Source organism: Nocardiopsis halophila DSM 44494 (assembly GCF_000341245.1).
Classification (GTDB): Bacteria; Actinomycetota; Actinomycetes; order Streptosporangiales; family Streptosporangiaceae; genus Nocardiopsis_A; species Nocardiopsis_A halophila.
In genome coordinates this window covers 1-14,396 of sequence record NZ_ANAD01000266.1, presented here as the reverse complement: position 1 = coordinate 14,396, position 14,396 = coordinate 1, and the positions used below count along the sequence as shown (strand labels likewise).

General features: G+C 71.6%; 20 protein-coding genes. 10 read left to right on the top strand and 10 right to left on the bottom strand.

What is annotated here, in order from left to right; all coding sequences use genetic code 11:
* Nucleotides 1-153: 153 nt before the first annotated feature.
* The 7 genes from D450_RS0128315 to D450_RS31570 form a co-directional block, all read right to left on the bottom strand.
* Nucleotides 154-684: a hypothetical protein gene (locus tag D450_RS0128315; protein WP_017541999.1), complete on the bottom strand. Its 531-nt coding sequence runs from the start codon at nt 682-684 to the stop codon at nt 154-156.
* A complete protein-coding gene (locus D450_RS33820; RefSeq protein WP_017541998.1) occupies nt 681-833 on the bottom strand; it encodes a hypothetical protein in 153 nt (50 codons plus the stop codon). Before D450_RS33820 ends, D450_RS0128315 begins: the two co-directional genes overlap by 4 nt.
* Nucleotides 833-1,033, bottom strand: coding sequence for a hypothetical protein (locus D450_RS0128305; RefSeq protein ID WP_017541997.1), 201 nt, complete (start codon nt 1,031-1,033; stop codon nt 833-835). The genes D450_RS33820 and D450_RS0128305 overlap by 1 nt, the downstream gene beginning before the upstream one ends.
* A complete protein-coding gene (locus tag D450_RS0128300; RefSeq protein ID WP_017541996.1) occupies nt 1,030-1,242 on the bottom strand; it encodes a hypothetical protein in 213 nt (70 codons plus the stop codon). The genes D450_RS0128305 and D450_RS0128300 overlap by 4 nt, the downstream gene beginning before the upstream one ends.
* Nucleotides 1,239-1,475: a hypothetical protein gene (locus tag D450_RS0128295; protein WP_017541995.1), complete on the bottom strand. Its 237-nt coding sequence runs from the start codon at nt 1,473-1,475 to the stop codon at nt 1,239-1,241. Before D450_RS0128295 ends, D450_RS0128300 begins: the two co-directional genes overlap by 4 nt.
* Nucleotides 1,472-1,762: a hypothetical protein gene (locus D450_RS0128290; RefSeq protein WP_152520938.1), complete on the bottom strand. Its 291-nt coding sequence runs from the start codon at nt 1,760-1,762 to the stop codon at nt 1,472-1,474. The genes D450_RS0128295 and D450_RS0128290 overlap by 4 nt, the downstream gene beginning before the upstream one ends.
* A gap of 82 nt (nt 1,763-1,844) precedes the next feature.
* The gene (locus D450_RS31570; protein ID WP_017541993.1) at nt 1,845-2,333 is read right to left on the bottom strand and encodes a hypothetical protein; all 489 of its coding nucleotides are present in this window, start codon (nt 2,331-2,333) and stop codon (nt 1,845-1,847) included.
* A gap of 223 nt (nt 2,334-2,556) precedes the next feature.
* On the opposite strand from D450_RS31570, the gene D450_RS0128280 reads away from it, so the two are divergent.
* The 7 genes from D450_RS0128280 (at nt 2,557) to D450_RS0128245 (ending at nt 9,758) form a co-directional block, all read left to right on the top strand.
* Nucleotides 2,557-3,306 (top strand): GntR family transcriptional regulator, encoded by a 750-nt coding sequence (locus D450_RS0128280; protein ID WP_017541992.1) that lies wholly within the window; start codon nt 2,557-2,559, stop codon nt 3,304-3,306.
* Between the two features lie 5 nt (nt 3,307-3,311).
* Nucleotides 3,312-4,142 carry a phosphoribosylaminoimidazolesuccinocarboxamide synthase gene (locus D450_RS0128275; RefSeq protein WP_017541991.1) on the top strand — a complete coding sequence of 277 codons (831 nt, stop codon included), beginning with the start codon at nt 3,312-3,314 and terminating at the stop codon, nt 4,140-4,142.
* A 2-nt stretch (nt 4,143-4,144) separates the two neighbouring features.
* Complete coding sequence (locus D450_RS0128270; protein WP_017541990.1) at nt 4,145-4,366, top strand: hypothetical protein; 222 nt, start codon at nt 4,145-4,147, stop codon at nt 4,364-4,366.
* Nucleotides 4,367-4,697: 331 nt separating this feature from the next.
* The gene (locus tag D450_RS33565; protein WP_152520937.1) at nt 4,698-5,927 is read left to right on the top strand and encodes a hypothetical protein; all 1,230 of its coding nucleotides are present in this window, start codon (nt 4,698-4,700) and stop codon (nt 5,925-5,927) included.
* Between the two features lie 112 nt (nt 5,928-6,039).
* Entirely contained in the window at nt 6,040-7,410 is a 1,371-nt protein-coding gene (locus D450_RS31565; RefSeq protein ID WP_017541987.1) for a replicative DNA helicase, read from the top strand.
* 164 nt (nt 7,411-7,574) lie between these two features.
* The gene (locus tag D450_RS0128250; protein ID WP_017541986.1) at nt 7,575-8,153 is read left to right on the top strand and encodes a hypothetical protein; all 579 of its coding nucleotides are present in this window, start codon (nt 7,575-7,577) and stop codon (nt 8,151-8,153) included.
* A 108-nt stretch (nt 8,154-8,261) separates the two neighbouring features.
* Complete coding sequence (locus D450_RS0128245; protein WP_017541985.1) at nt 8,262-9,758, top strand: hypothetical protein; 1,497 nt, start codon at nt 8,262-8,264, stop codon at nt 9,756-9,758.
* A gap of 537 nt (nt 9,759-10,295) precedes the next feature.
* Here D450_RS0128245 and D450_RS0128240 read toward each other — a convergent pair.
* Nucleotides 10,296-10,619 (bottom strand): hypothetical protein, encoded by a 324-nt coding sequence (locus tag D450_RS0128240; RefSeq protein ID WP_017541984.1) that lies wholly within the window; start codon nt 10,617-10,619, stop codon nt 10,296-10,298.
* 649 nt (nt 10,620-11,268) lie between these two features.
* On the opposite strand from D450_RS0128240, the gene D450_RS0128235 reads away from it, so the two are divergent.
* Both D450_RS0128235 and D450_RS34230 read left to right on the top strand, forming a co-directional pair.
* Entirely contained in the window at nt 11,269-11,460 is a 192-nt protein-coding gene (locus D450_RS0128235) for a hypothetical protein (RefSeq protein WP_152520936.1), read from the top strand.
* Nucleotides 11,457-12,047, top strand: a complete 591-nt coding sequence (locus D450_RS34230; protein WP_017541982.1) for a hypothetical protein — start codon at nt 11,457-11,459, stop codon at nt 12,045-12,047. The genes D450_RS0128235 and D450_RS34230 overlap by 4 nt, the downstream gene beginning before the upstream one ends.
* Before the next feature lie 130 nt (nt 12,048-12,177).
* Here the strand turns inward: D450_RS34230 and D450_RS0128225 are convergent, their stop codons facing one another.
* The gene (locus tag D450_RS0128225) at nt 12,178-12,402 is read right to left on the bottom strand and encodes a hypothetical protein (RefSeq protein ID WP_017541981.1); all 225 of its coding nucleotides are present in this window, start codon (nt 12,400-12,402) and stop codon (nt 12,178-12,180) included.
* Nucleotides 12,403-12,764: 362 nt separating this feature from the next.
* Nucleotides 12,765-13,085, bottom strand: coding sequence for a hypothetical protein (locus D450_RS0128220; protein ID WP_017541980.1), 321 nt, complete (start codon nt 13,083-13,085; stop codon nt 12,765-12,767).
* A 399-nt stretch (nt 13,086-13,484) separates the two neighbouring features.
* Between D450_RS0128220 and D450_RS31555 the strand changes: the two genes are divergently transcribed.
* Nucleotides 13,485-14,105 (top strand): hypothetical protein, encoded by a 621-nt coding sequence (locus D450_RS31555; protein ID WP_017541979.1) that lies wholly within the window; start codon nt 13,485-13,487, stop codon nt 14,103-14,105.
* Nucleotides 14,106-14,396 lie beyond the last annotated feature (291 nt).

Below are 14,396 nucleotides of genomic sequence, written 5' to 3'. Positions count from 1 at the left end.
GCAGGGCCCCGTCGTCGCCTGCGACCAGCAGCAGGCCGCGGCCGCCGCCCCGCACGGTGCCTGTGACCAGCGGCATCAGGTCGCCGTCGTGGGCGCGGTGGGAGATGGCCACCCGTCGGCGGCCGGTCAGGATGTCGTCCAGCAGTTCCACGCTCACCGGGCCACCCCCTCGGCTCCGTCGGCCAGCTCCAGGTGCTCGCCGGCGCCCATGGAGGCCGACCAGGGGGCGCCGCTCTCCGCGAGGTGCCCCGTGACCATGGCCTGATCGCCGTCGGTGCGGACCAGATCCACCGTCAGCACCCGGCCGGAGACCAGCACCCGGTCGCCCTCGCGCAGCCCGTCCACCCGGCGGACCGGGCGGGCCTGGTCCATCAGGTCGCGCAGGCAGTGCCGCCCGGCGGGGGTCAGGGCGTGGATGAGGTCCAGGACCGGGCGGGCCCACCGCTGCCTGGGCACCTCCACCCCGGCGTCGAGCAGGGCCCGCAGCGCCGCGTCCCGGTCGGCCAGGGCGTCCAGGGCCTCCCGGCGGTGGCGGTCGGCCCGCTCACGGTGCACACGCACGGACCGCCGCATCCGCTCCATCTCCTGGGCGACCTCCTCGGCGTCGCGGGCGCGCAGGTCCATCTCGGCCAGCGTGCGGGCGCACACCAGCCGCCACGGCATCCTCAGCTTCGGGAACCTCATCGGCGGGCCTCCTCCTTGCGGGCGCGGTTCGCGCGGGCCTGGGCCAGCCGGGCCAGGTCGCCATCGACATCGGGGCGCAGCAGCCGCCCCAGCCCGTAGGCCCCGGCCAGGGCGCCCACCAGGGCGGCGATCGACATGAACGTGGCCATCAGGCACCTCCAGCGGGGTCGGGGGGCGGGGCGGTCGGGGCCAGGGCGCGGGTGATGCCGGACGCGCCGGCGTCCAGGGCCATCGCGGCCGCGGTCAGCGGCAGGGCCGCCAGCCGCAGCACGATGACGGCCAGCGCGGCCAGCAGCACCACCAGCGCGGCCAGCAGGCCGCCGGTGTGGATCAGCTCTGCGGTGGTCACGGCTGCGCCACCCCCTCCTCGTGGGCGGCGGGCATGGGGTCATCGGCCGGGGCCCACAGCCCCAGCCAGGTGCCCGCATCGGCCCACGCCAGCAGCGCGGGGCCTGCGATCAGGGGCCAGGCGGCCGGGCCGACCAGGAGGTGCAGCCCGGTGCCGGCCGCGGCGGCCACCAGCACGGCGGCCGCGGTGAACAGCACGCGCGCGGTCACCGGCCCTCACCCCGCAGCACCTCGACACGGGAGTCGGCCAGGTAGCCGAGCGTCAGGTAGGAGGTGTGGTGGCCGGGAGGGGCCTCGACCTTGATCGAGGTGATCTCGCTGCGGGTGTGGGCCTGGGCGGGGCGGGTGGTGGGGTCGGTGAGGACCTTGCGCCATCCGCCGAGGGTCTGGATCAGGTCGTCCTTGTGGACTTCGTGGGCGTGGATGCGCAGGTGGGGGCTCATGCCGCCATCACCCCGAACACCGCGTCGTCGGCGGGGCTGTCGATGGCGCCGGCGGCCTGGACGCGGTGAACCGCGATCTCCACCACGGTGTCGGCGCCGGTGGGGCGCACGATCTGCCAGCCGCAGTCGCAGGCGGCGAGGACGCCGACCAGGCGCCGCCCCTCGCGGACGGGCATCCGGGTGATCTCGTGGCCGGGGGCGGCCACGCGGTCGGCGATCGCCAGGGCCAGGGAGATCCGGTCCTCGGTGGTGTCGACCGGGGCATCGGGCACACTGGACAGAGACATCGAGAGTCCTCTCGTGCGTTGGGTTTCGGTGTCTCGGCCCGGCGGAGGTGCTAGCTCCGACCGGGCCTCTTTCGTGTCGGCCTCAGGCGGCCAGGTCATAGGCGTCGTAGGCGCGGATCCGCGCCACGGTCCGGGCGGTGCGCGCCGCCTCCAGCAGCCAGGCCCGGATAGCGCGGCGCCGCGCCGGGACGGCGGCCCACCTGCGGACCACGGCCTCGGCCTCGTCCGCGTCGTCGGTGCCGAGGATCTGCGCGACGTCGGCGGTGTGCCGGGAGACCAGCTGTTCCTCGGTCAGCTCATCGGCGTCGTCGTCCAGGGCCACCGCGTCTTCCTCGTCGTCTGCGAGGGCCTCCTCGGCGGGCTCCTGGGCGGGGATCGGTCGGTGGGTGCGCGGGTCCGCGCCCGGCTCCCCGGACGCGGGAAGCACGTCGGCCAGGCGGACGCCGGCGGCCTCGGCCAGCCGCGCAAGCTCGGCGTAGTCCTCGGCGGTGGTGATCGGCCCGTAGACCAGGGCGATCAGCCGCTCGCGGGCGATCTCGGCGAGTACCTGGCGGCGCTGCTCCGGCGTCATCCCAACCTCCATTCCAAACACATCAGCCCAGGTCATAGACCTGATCCGAGCGGATGTGGCGGTCATCCCCAAGCACCGTTCTAGAACGCAAGGTATGCTGCGTTCTAGAACGGTGTCAACCTTCACCCCTCTAACCCAATAAATACGCAGGTCAACGCCACGTGGCTTGACTGAGGGACCGCCAAAGCGTTCTAGTACGCTTGTAGGAGGAAAGGAGCCGCCCATGTCGCCGCAGGTTCAGCGCCATGAACCGCCGTACAAGCAGGTCGTGCGGCACATCCGCGCGCAGATCATGAGCGGAGAGCTCAAGCACGGCGACCGGATCCCCTCTGCTCGACAGCTCACGAAGGACTGGGAAATCTCGCTGGCCACGGCCGTCAAGGTGCACAACACCCTGCGCGCCGAGGGACTGGTCCGAGGGGTGTCCGGTGTGGGGACGATGGTCTCCACTCAGGACATGGTCCTGGGCGCACGTGATCGGCTCGCCGCGAGCAGGAAGGGGAAGATCTACCCGAAGAACGAATTCGCCCGCATCATCTCGGCTGAGCTCATCGCCGCCCCCGAACACGTCGCAGACGGGCTCGGCGTCACTGCTGGCGCACCCGTTCTCCGGCGTATCCGGGTGACCTACCGCGAGGGCTCCGAGGACGCGGTTCCGGTTTCCGCCTCCACCTCGTGGTTCGACGGAGCCGTGGTTCAGCGAGCCCCTCGCCTCCTGGAGACCGAGCGCATCCCTGAGGGGACCCCCGCGTACATCGAAGCGTGCACCTCGCGCGTCATGACCTCGGCGGACGAACGGGTGACCGTCTCCACCGCCACCGAAGAAGAGGCACAGACCCTCCAACTCGACCCGGACTCCCCGATCCTTCGTGGCCAGAACCGGATCCTCGACCAAGACGACGCCGTGATCGAGTTCGGCGAGTTCGTCTCCGGCCCCAATCGGTGGCGGTCCTACTTCTACGAGATCAAGTGAGAAGCATGAAACTGATCCACTCCGGCAAGGTCCGCGACGTCTACGCGGACGGTGACGACCTGCTCCTCGTCGCCTCCGACCGCGTCAGCGTCTACGACGTCGTCCTGCCGACGCCGATCCCCGAGAAGGGCAAGGTCCTCACCCAGCTCTCGCTGTGGTGGTTCGAGCAGCTCGCCGACCTTGCCCCGAACCACCTCGTCTCCGCCACCGACGTGCCGGAGGAGTGGGCGGGGCGCGCGATCCGGTGCCGGCGGTTGGAGATGCTCCCGGTGGAGTTCATCGCCCGCGGCTACCTCGCAGGGCTGGGGCTGAAGGAGTACGAGAAGCAGGGCACCGTCTCAGGCGTCGCCCTCCCCGACGGCCTGGTCGAAGGCTCCAAGCTCCCCGAGCCGATCTTCACCCCCACGACCAAGGCCACCGAAGGCCACGACGAGTTCATCACCTTCACCGACGTCGTTGAGGAGATCGGCAACGAGACCTCCGATGAACTGCGAGAACTAACCCTGAAGATCTACAGGCGAGGTGCCGAGATCGCGGCAGAGCGCGGAATCATCATCGCCGACACCAAGCTGGAGTTCGGCCGCGCAGCCGACGGGACGCTCGTCCTCGGCGACGAAGTGCTGACCTCGGACTCCTCCCGGTTCTGGCCAGCGGAGGAGTGGGAGCCTGGACGGCCCCAGCACGCCTTCGACAAACAGTTCGTGCGCGACTGGTCCAGCACCCTCGACTGGGACCGGACCCCGCCCGGGCCGGAGATCCCCGACGAGATCGTCCGTGCCACGCGCGACCGCTACGTCGAGGTCTACGAACGCATCACCGGCATGACCTGGAGATAGAGATGTACCAGCCCTACGACCGCAACAAGTTTCTCGGCCAGGTCGAAGACCTTCTCCGGGAGGCCGGCCTTTCCCCCGAGCGGCAGTCCTCCCCTTCGCCCTACGGCGCCGCAGACCAGCTGCTCCAGTCTCTCGGGGTGAGCCCGGTGATCGACCACGTCGAGGCTCTCAGGGCGAACCTGGACTCTCCGTGGCCGGAGAAGGATGAGACACCAGCCACCTAACGACCTCCGGGGCCCGGACCGCGTGGTCCGGGCTCTCTTCGGGCCATCGGTGTGACGCGAGAGCCACCGGTTTCATCCGGACGGTGTTGTCATGCCAGGTGACCTCAGTAAGCGCTAAGGTCGCAGGAACGAATAACCCCAGACATGACGAAAGCCCGGGCTGCCACCCGGGCTCCGTCTACAACCAGTAGCTGAGCGTTGACACCATCTCCGCAGCTCAGGCCACCAGCACTAGCAATTTAGTCGCAATCGTACCCCACCTCGTAGTGGGGATGCAGGTGGGCTCCACGGCTTCGCGAGGTTCGTGTCGGCGCTCTAGGAAGCGATACGTGTGACCGACACCGAGATGACCCTCCACGCCCCCACCGAGGGCGACGGCCACTACAAGGCCAAGACCCTGCAGTGGGTCGACCTGTGCCCCCACATGGGCGGCGCCGAGAAGACCCTGCTGCGGGTCCTGACGAACCTCACCACGACCGAGTCGCCCACCCGCCGGATCGCCCCGGCCCACCTCCGGCAGATGGTGTTCTCCGGCCCTGTCGCCGTCGGCGAGGAGCCGAAGGTGATCTCCTCCAGCGGCCTGCTGCGGCTGCTGCGCAGCCTCGCGGCGATGGGCCAGATCACCGCCCCGGACGGCTCGCCCCTGCGGTTCAGCTCGCGCGAGTCGGCCCAGTTGCGGGGGGTGTCCATGGCGATCTGGCGCTACCCCCGCCACGAGTGCGGGTGCGCCCGCAACGCCTTCGACGCCCTGGCGGTCACGGAAGGTAAGGCCCCCCGGTTCGGCCCCGCGAGCAGCGACCCGGCCGCGTCCTGGCCCTCCACCCCCTCCGAGCAGGCGGGTCAGGAAGATAACCCGCCGGGTCAGGAAGATAACCCGCCGGGTCAGGAAGATAACCCGCCGGGTCAGGAAGATAACCCGCCGGGTCAGGAAGATAACCCGCCGGGTCAGGAAGATAACCCGCCGGGTCAGGAAGATAACCCGCGGGGTCAGAAAGTTGACCCGGATACGCGGAGTGACCAGCAGGAACACGGGTCACCCACTACTTCTTCCTCTTCTTTTTCCTCTTCTTCTTCCGCGAGCCCTGCCGCACCACAGGCCTCGCAGGGGTCGGGCGGAGAAGAAGAAGACCAGCCGAAGGCCGGGAAGAACAGGAAGCCTTCCCACTCCGGTGCCGAACTCGTGCAGGAGCGCACCGGCGCCACCGCCGAGGAGGCCCAGGCCGTGATCGCGCGGCTGGACGAATCAGCCCGGCGCAACGGCACCCCGATCGGCGTCATGGGCCGCTACGTCGAGGGGTGCGCAACCGAGGACCTGGAGCGGCACCTGGCGGCGGTCCGCCGGGACGCCGAGGCGGCCGCGCGGCCGCGCGTCCCGGCCCAGCGCGCGGAGTGCGAGCGGCACCCGGGCAACTCGGTGCCGTGCGGCCCGTGCGCGGGCGAGCTGTTCGCGGGTGGCGCCGAGGCCGATCAGGTGCGGGCGCTGCTGGCCCGTGTCGGCACGCAGGCGCGCCCGGATCTGGCGGCGAATCCGCGGATCGGGGCCGTGCCCGCCTCGGCCTGACCCCTGTCCCTGTTCGATTCGCCCCTTGGACGTGAAAAAGGGGCGGCGAGCCCGGTTGACCGCCTGCTGCTCGCCGCCCGCCCCACCCCTGTGAAGGATGGAGACCCCCAGTATGACCGAGGTGTACGAGCACGAGGCCGCCGTCCCCGACGAGCTGCGCCACCTGTACGACATCGACCTGGAGAAGACCGTGCTCGGGTGCGTGCTGATGTCGCCCGAGGACGCCGATGCCGCCCTGGCCGACGCCGCCGACCGCCTGTGCGCCGCCGACTTCTACCGGCCCGCGCACGCCACGGTGTGGAACGCCGTCCAGGCCATGGCCGACCGCCGGACCCCCCTGGAGGCCACCGCCCTGGTCGCCGAGCTGCGCGAGCAGGGCGAGCTGGAGCGGTGCGGCGGCCCCACCTACATCGCCGGCCTCATCGGCAAGGGGATCACCCCGGCCAACGCGGGCTACTACGCGCGCAAGGTCGCCGAGATGGCCCGCAAGCGCCGCTACTTCGAGAGCGGCACCCGGTTCCTCCAGATGGTCACCTCCGGCCAGGGCGAGGCCGACGAGCTGGCCGAGGCCGCCGAGGAGCTGCTGGGCGGCCTCCACAGCCGCGGCCCGGGCGCCGATGCCGTCGAAGAGGTCGAGCAGATGCTGCCCGACGTCATCGACGACCTGGCCTCCGACGAGGACCCCATGGGCGTGCCCTCCGGCTTCGCCGACCTGGACACCAAGCTCAACGGGTTCCAGCCCGGCGAGCTGATCGTGGTCGGCGCCCGCCCCGGGGTGGGCAAGACCGTGTTCGGGGTGAACGTGGCCACGGCGGCCGCGCGCGCCGGGCACCGGACCCTGTTCGTGTCCCTGGAGATGAACCGCAAGGAGATCGGCCACCGGCTGCTGTCGGCCGAGGCCCGGGTGCCGCTGCACTCCATCCGCTCCAAGAAGCTCTCCGAGGACGACTGGGCGCGCCTGGCCAAGGCCCGGCCGGACCTGTCGGCGCTGCCGCTGGCCATCAGCCACGACCCGGCGATCACCTTCAACCAGATCCGCGCCGAGATCCGCCGGCAGGCCCGCCGGGGCCTGGGGATGGTGGTCATCGACTACCTGCAGCTCATCCAGGACCCCGACTCCAAGTCGGCCGACACCCGTGAGCGCGAGGTCGCGCTGATGACCCGCGGGCTGAAGGTGCTGGCCCAGCAGGTCGGGGTGCCGATCATGGTGCTGGCCCAGCTCAACCGGGAGTCGATGCGGCGCGAGGACACCCGCCCCCGCTCCCACGAGCTGCGGGAGAGCGGGAGCGTGGAGCAGGACGCGAACACCATCATCCTGATCCACCGGGAGGACGCCCACGATCAGAACTCCCCGCGCTCGGGGGAGGCCGACCTGATCGTGGACAAGAACCGCAACGGCCCCAAGGGCGATGTCACGGTCGCCTTCCAGGGGCACTACGCCTCGTTCGTGGACATGGCCCCCGAACCCGCTGCGGGCGTCTGAGGTGCCGCGTGAGCGCCGCAGGGCCGCCGCCCCACTCTCGCGGGTGGGGCGGCGGCCCCGGCGCCCCAGCGGGTGTCTGGTGGCCCTGCTGCACCAATGAGCGCGGCGGGGCGAACTACGTGAACGCCGTACAGGTGGCGCATCCGGTCGGCAGGATGGGCGCTATGGACGAGCACCAGCCCCCCGTTCCCAACCCGTCGATGACCCCGGCGCAGCAGCGGTTGCTGCGCCTGTTCCTGATGCTGCCCGCGCCGCGCCGGCCGCTGGACGATCAGATCACCAAGACCGAGGCAGAGCGGTTCTGGGAGGTCATGTCCCGTTCGCTGCACGCCGTCCCCAGAGAGAACCCTCAGGAGGACGCGGCCGAATGGGTTATGGAGACCGTCGCCACCCTGGTCAAGGCCCAGGGCGACCCCGAGCCCGAGTTTGCTGCGCTCTCGCCGGTGAACCTCGCCTTCCGCCGACTGGCCTCCCTGGCTCTGGAGGTCTTCGGCGAGATCTCCGAGGAGCAGAGGGTCGCGCTGGGCAGGGCACTGCGCTCGGTCACACGCAGGCCCGGGGTGTGGGCTAACGAGTGGCTGCGGCTGCTGCGGGAGACAGCGATGGAGGTGTGCGTCGAGACGCTGCCCTATGAGGGGGATGAGCTTGCGCAGTTCAGCTCGTTCTGGGGCGACCCCCGGCAGACGAAGGAGGGAACCGTGCAGACGCGGCCCGCACCGGAGACCCCGCCGCCGGGGACGTAGCCGGCGCCGCCCGCCCGGGGAGTTTCCCCGAAGCGTCGACCGGGGCGGCGGTGCGGGTGCCAGTATCGGAACTCCCGCCGCCCACCACCCCCAGGTCGGAGGAGCACCGTGCCGAAGAAGAACAAGAAGAAGCGTCGCGGCCCCCGCCCCCAGCAGCGCACCCGCACCGCGCCCCGCCCCGCGGGGCCGGTGGTCATCGACCTGCCCCGCGGCGGCGAGGCGCTGATCCGCCTGGAGATCGACCCGGCCGCCGCCCCGGAGGAGCGTGAGCTCGCCGAGCGGTACTGGACCCCCGGCCCCGGCGGCGGGTGGGCCGAGCCCGTGGCGGAGCTGGGGGCGGTCTCCCGCGTCGGCGCCGACGTGAAGAAGGTGAGCACCGCCTACCTGCTGCACCGCACCTGCGCGACCTGCCAGACGCCCCTGGAGGTGGCCAACCGCAGCGGCGCCGCAGTCCTGGCCGGAGACGACCTGCGCCGCTACGACAAGGTGAAGCGCCTGTGTTCGCCCTGCCAGCGCGCCCACGAGGAGGAACAGGCCGAACGGCACCGCCTCGCTCGAGAACAGGAGCGGGCCGCTGAGGAGAAGCGGCGCCAGGCCCTGAAGGAGTTCCTCGAACTCGGTACCTTCCCCAGCGAGGCCGAAGGCCTCTCCGAGACGGAGCTGCGCCGCGTTCGCCGCATGTGCGGGCTCAGGGCGGACGACGACGAAGAGCGGATCGATGTCCAGGCGGCGTGCCTGCTGTACGCCATGGTCGAACACGCCCGCACCGGCCGCCCCATCCCTGCGCAAGAGACCCTTACCTCAGGCTGGATGCACCCCTCGGCAGACGAATGGGCGCTGATGGTGCGTCTTTTCCGGCGTGCCTGGATCCGCGTCCACCCCTCGGCCGACGAGGGGATCACCGTCAAAGAGGACGGCGGCATCAGCTTCGACCCCCACAAGGTCCCCTTCCGGCTGGCGACCTCGCCCGCGAGCACCTGGGCGGACCTGTCGGCCGTCCTGCTCGCCCACAGCACCGGCGAGAACCTGGGGCTGATCGAGGGCGAGATCCGCACGATGGAGGCCTTCAGCCTGCACACCTACCTCCACCGGCAGCTCGTGCTCGACTACAAATACCCGCCGGTTTCCGAAGCCCGCATCACCGAGCTGTACGAGCACCTGCACCGCGGCCTGGACCACTTCACCTACCTGCAGATGCTCTGCCTGTGCTGGAGGGCTGCCGCCACTGCCGCGGCCTGGAAGGAGCGCAACGGCCGCACCGACGCCCAGGCCTCCTCGGCCACCGTCACCACCCTGGGCGGAAAGATCGACCACACGCTGGAGACCCGGTCCCCGCTCCCGGAGTACGTCCTGCCCAAGGACCACCCGGAGCCGCCCGTCCTGAAGCCCGCCCGCGCCCTGCTGGCGAAGCTGGAGGAGCGCGTCGCCGCCCGGGAGGGGTGCGTGCTGCACGATCTCCACCCGATCCCGTGCGGCCCGTGCCTGGGCATGCTCTACGAGGGTGGGGACAGCGCCCAGGAGATCCGCGAGCACTTCGCGTCGCTGGGCGAGGATGCGGTGCGGCTCCGCCCGGACCTGGCGACCAAGGCCCACACCTTCGCCTGACCGCCGGCGTCGACCGGTCGACCCCCGCCCCGCGCGCGAAGCGGGGGCCTGCCCCTGCGTCAGGAAGGGCAGACCCCCGGGGCGCCCGCCAGGCCGAGGTATGGGGCGGGCGCACACAGGCGGCCCCGGGGCTCCCCCTGCATACGTGCTCTGGGGCCGCGTCCCGCCGAACCTAACCCGCACCGCCCCGGCCCCACCGGGCGTTGCCGAAAAAACACGCTCGGGTGGTACCAGCTCACGAATCGTGGGCGGGCGCGGGTCCCGCCGACCGCCTGGCCAGAGTTTTCACCGCGCCCCCGGTCGTGCGTTTACCCCTGGTCCCGCGAGTAGGGCGGGGACGGGGCTGGTGGCGTCCGCCCTCGTGGACACGGTCCCGCCCCCGCACCACCACGGTGACGACCAGCAGCGACAACGGGTTCACGCCGCGCCGCTCGAACGGGGTGCGGAAACCCCGGGATCGGGTCACACCCGGCGCCCCGGTCCGGGTGACCCCCGGGCGGGTCGACCACCCCGCCGACCGCCCCGACCACCCCGGCCTCACTCCAGCCTCATCTGGCCCTCCGGGACGTCCTCAGACCGGCCTGTGAGGCGCCGCTGGCACCTCCGGCACGTCACCTGCCCCTCGGCGGCCCGCAGCCGCAGAGGATCCGCCGAGGCGCGGCACAGCACCGCCGGGACGCGCACACCCGCCCAGATGCTGTCGGTGACCGCGTGGACGACGTCGCCGTCACCGATGCGGGCGCGTCCGCCGGCCAGCTCCTCCCACCTCCGGTGCAGCACGGCTGCCAGGTGGTCCACGTCGGCATGCGCCGACCCCGAGTCGGCGGGGACGAGCGGCTCCTGGCGGCGGTGGCGGTCCATGGGTCCATGGTCGACCACGGGCCCGACACGCCGCGGGCCCCCCGGGGGAGGCTGCGGTAGGCGACTCCCTGGCCGGAGGGGGACCGGCCAGGGCGCCGCCCACTGGATGGAGTTCAGCACCGCGCGCCCGGTGCGCCCGGGGTCTCTCCCACCGCCGAACGCGGACCGCGGAACCGCCCTTCCCCAAAGGGAAGGAAGGGTGCTCCGGGAATGAGCAACTCCGATCGCCGCACCGGCGGACCGAAAACCCCGTTTTTGGGAAACTACTTAGGAGATTCCCAGGATTCTCAGGCTCCGGGCCAGCGACCCGCGAATAGTACTTTCCAGTAGGACGCGCCCATAACTCGAACGGACGCTCCAGGACGGACGAAGACGATCCGGGACGCCCTGAGACGCCCGTGGACGGGGACTGACGCATCCGGGATCCCACACCCGCAAAACCAGTGAACCGGGAGCAAAAGGGGCCCAACGGAACGGTGAGCGCATTCCGGGCGCGGGTTGTGCTATGTGCACTTGGATGCGTCTTACGCGTCGGATAGCGTTCCGCGTGCGCGCCATTCGGGCGTCCGGCCTATCTCTCCCATAAGCCGTGATTCCTATCGCCTCGGTGCGCAACCGGGAACCGAACTCCGATCGTCAAGGAATGGATATGTTGATATTGAGGGATTCCCGCGCCATCGGGCGGGTCGTCATCGTCCTGGTGGTCCTCGTCGTCGCCTGGGCCCTGCGCGGCGCCGGCCACGACCTGGCCACCGCCGCCCTGCTCTCGGCGGCCATCGTCTCCCTGGCCGCCGACGCCGCCCGCCGCGTGGTGGGCGCGCCCCGGGAGGTGCGCGCATGAGCACCGACCTGCTGGAGCCCACCGGCCCCAACGAGGCCATCCGCCTGCGCCCGACCGTCTACCGCCCCGCCCCCGACGCCCACCCCCACCGGATGCGCCGGGAGGCCGACGGCGCCGTCTACGGGTGGGTGCGCATGGAGCCGGTCACCGCCCCCGAGCCGCACCAGGCCCCGGCCGTCCACGTCACCCTGGGCCAGGTGCAGGACGCCGGGCCGAACGAGAGCCCCCCGGGCACCATCAGCGACCTGGAGGGCTACGACGAGCGGCCCGACCCCCTGCAGGCCCGTACCCCCGGGCAGTTCGTCCAGGCCATGAGGGAGTTCAGGGCCTGGGCCGGCGACCCCTCCTTCCGCGACCTGGAGGCCCGCACCGGCGGCAACGTCTCCCGCACGGCCTTCCACACCGCGCTCAGGGGACCCGACCTGCCCAAGATGCTGGTCGTCAGTTCCTTCATCGGTGCCTGCGGCGGCGACCGCGAGGAGGTCCGCCGCTGGACCACCGCCTGGAGGCGCCTGCGCAAGGCCCAGCAGGGTGAGCACGAGACGACGGAGGAGACCATCCTCCGGCTGCTCACCGACCAGGACTGAGCCCGGCCACCGGCACCGCCCGTGAAGCGGGCGCGGCCGCGGACCCACCCCGTCCCGCCGCGCACGGCGCCCACAAGGCGCCCCGCTCCGGGCTGTCCACAGCCCCGAAGAACGCCCTGGCGGCCGCCGCCTACTCGGGGATGTCGACGTACCAGTTGGTAGCGATGGTCCCGCTCGGACAGTAGGCGTAGGAAGTGCGGTTCCCAGGGTTGAGCCAGGGGCCGAAGTAGTAATACCCGTTGTTGCAGCGGACCGAGGCCCGGAACGCGTACTTGGAGCTGCAGCGCGCCCACGATCCCTTCTTCCACGGCAGCAGGCCCCCCACGCACTCGGGAGGGACGTAGCCGTCCTGCAAACGGGCGCCGGACGGGGGCGGGGCCTCCGTCGTGCTGGCGGAGGCGGGCGACGTCGTGACCGTGGTGAGGGCGACGGCAACCGCAAGGAGAACAGTCCAACCTGCGCTCGAACGTTTGGTCATCTCGGACCCCCTGATCCGATGGGAGGGCGAATGCCGCCTTCCACGATCCGGGCATGCCTCGCGGCGGGCAAGCTGGAGTACCTGGCCAGCTTCGGCCTAGCCGCAAAAACGCGCACACGGCTCTACCCTCGCGCCGGGCGCCCTCGGAGGGATCGCGACCCCCCTTACCTCTGGCACCCGTACACACCCCGAACCCCAGGATCCTCCCGGGCCGGGCACCCCCAGGGGGAGGCCTCCCCCTACTGCCCGGAGGCCGGCGTCTCCGGGGCCTGCAGGTACCACCCCGGCGGCGGGTCCGACGGGCTGGAGGGGAACCACCCCTGGAAGTGCCACACGTACCGGTCGCCGTCCTCGGGGGCGTAGACCGCCCGCGGGTCGGTGTCCTCGTCCTCACCGCGCTCGGGGATGTCGACGCCGTCGGGCACGATCAGCATCGTCCCCAGCTCGTCCGGGTCGGCGCCCTCGATGTCGCTCCTCCGGTAGATCCGCTCCAGCGACCGGCCCGCCCAGTACCGGGGGCCGCCGACCAGCCGCACAGGCACGTACTCCTCATCGCTCATAGGCCGATCCTCGCGGCCGCCGCCGACGGGCGCGCCGGTTACTCGCGAGTTTCAACGGATCCAAGCAACCAAGGGGGCAACAGAGGGCCGGTCGGTCACTGCGAGGCGGGCTATCTCCCCCGGAGATACAAAGGCTCACCGGAACCACACGAGTATTTCGTCAGTGACGTTCAATCGGAGGCGTGCCGTGGAGGCGTTCGCGGTGCACACGCCACCGCCCGCCCCCGGCCCCCTGCCCGGCCGCCGGACGATACAGATGTGCATCCCAGCCACCAGGCCCCGTTCCGTCAGTGACGCTGGCGACCCCGGCCCCGCGCCGGGGCCGTATCGAGCGAAGTGAAGATACCTGCGTACTCCTGCCTACGTCGTTGGGTTCCGTCAGTGACAGAATCCCGGGGCATGGACGACCCCGAGAACCGCCAGGACGTGCCGCCGGACGCGGTCTACGACCAGGGCGAGCCGCCCGTGATCCCGCCCGGCCCCGGAACCGTCAGCCGGATCAGCGAACGCACCACCGAGCGCGTCGTGGAGCGCACCTGCGCCTGGTGCGGAACCCCCATCGCCATCGGCCGCCGCGGCGGCCGCCCCCGCCGGTACTGCACCCGGTCCCACCGCCAGCGCGACTACGAGCTGCGCACCGCCCTGGCGCGGCGCGAGCGCGACCGCCAGGCCGGCACCGCCCGCGCCGCCGACGAACCGGTCCGCGAAGTCGTCGAGCGCACCCGGGTGCGCACCGTCGTGCGCACGGTCCGCGCCCCAGCTGAGGAGGGCGGCGCGGACACCGGGGACAGGGGCGGACAGCGCGGCCAGGCGCCCCCGGAGCCGCCGCCGCAGGGGCGGGTGGACCTGCGGGCCCGCGCGGTCACCGGCTACCTGCGCCAGATCGAGGACGCGATCGCCGCGCGGCGGATGGACCCCCGCGACCACCGCAAGATCTACGACGCCCTGGTCGGCGTGATGGCCGCGCTCGGCCGCGCCCACCCCGGCGGCCTGGACGCCCTGCAGACCCGGCGCCGCTGAGTCCCGCGCCGATTCGTCGGACCTGCGGCCAGTGCGCAGGTATCTCCGACACGGCGATTCAGGAGTGTCCCGGCATATCGGTCACTCGTGGCAGCGCCCCGGCCCCGCCGCCACGCCCATCGGGCGCACCGGAGCCACGGAGGACATCGTCGATCCACACTCCCAGGCACTATTAGCAACGTCACTGACGGAATCCTGGCAATCGACCGGTATGCACTTAGGTATCTGTGCGATAGCCGCCGCCCCATTGGGGCGGCGCGGCCGCCGTCCACAGCCGGGCGGGACGCCCTG

Coding starts and splice junctions, on each gene's coding strand:
- D450_RS0128275 (WP_017541991.1), top strand. CDS start 3,312: ATGAAACTGATCCACTCCGGCAAGGTCCGCGACGTCTACGCGGACGGT.
- D450_RS31565 (WP_017541987.1), top strand. CDS start 6,040: ATGACCGAGGTGTACGAGCACGAGGCCGCCGTCCCCGACGAGCTGCGC.
- D450_RS34230 (WP_017541982.1), top strand. CDS start 11,457: ATGAGCACCGACCTGCTGGAGCCCACCGGCCCCAACGAGGCCATCCGC.
- D450_RS33820 (WP_017541998.1), bottom strand. CDS start 833: ATGGCCACGTTCATGTCGATCGCCGCCCTGGTGGGCGCCCTGGCCGGG.
- D450_RS0128235 (WP_152520936.1), top strand. CDS start 11,269: ATGTTGATATTGAGGGATTCCCGCGCCATCGGGCGGGTCGTCATCGTC.
- D450_RS0128290 (WP_152520938.1), bottom strand. CDS start 1,762: ATGTCTCTGTCCAGTGTGCCCGATGCCCCGGTCGACACCACCGAGGAC.
- D450_RS0128270 (WP_017541990.1), top strand. CDS start 4,145: ATGTACCAGCCCTACGACCGCAACAAGTTTCTCGGCCAGGTCGAAGAC.
- D450_RS0128220 (WP_017541980.1), bottom strand. CDS start 13,085: ATGAGCGATGAGGAGTACGTGCCTGTGCGGCTGGTCGGCGGCCCCCGG.
- D450_RS0128240 (WP_017541984.1), bottom strand. CDS start 10,619: ATGGACCGCCACCGCCGCCAGGAGCCGCTCGTCCCCGCCGACTCGGGG.
- D450_RS0128280 (WP_017541992.1), top strand. CDS start 2,557: ATGTCGCCGCAGGTTCAGCGCCATGAACCGCCGTACAAGCAGGTCGTG.
- D450_RS0128250 (WP_017541986.1), top strand. CDS start 7,575: ATGGACGAGCACCAGCCCCCCGTTCCCAACCCGTCGATGACCCCGGCG.
- D450_RS31570 (WP_017541993.1), bottom strand. CDS start 2,333: ATGACGCCGGAGCAGCGCCGCCAGGTACTCGCCGAGATCGCCCGCGAG.
- D450_RS0128295 (WP_017541995.1), bottom strand. CDS start 1,475: ATGAGCCCCCACCTGCGCATCCACGCCCACGAAGTCCACAAGGACGAC.
- D450_RS0128315 (WP_017541999.1), bottom strand. CDS start 684: ATGAGGTTCCCGAAGCTGAGGATGCCGTGGCGGCTGGTGTGCGCCCGC.
- D450_RS31555 (WP_017541979.1), top strand. CDS start 13,485: ATGGACGACCCCGAGAACCGCCAGGACGTGCCGCCGGACGCGGTCTAC.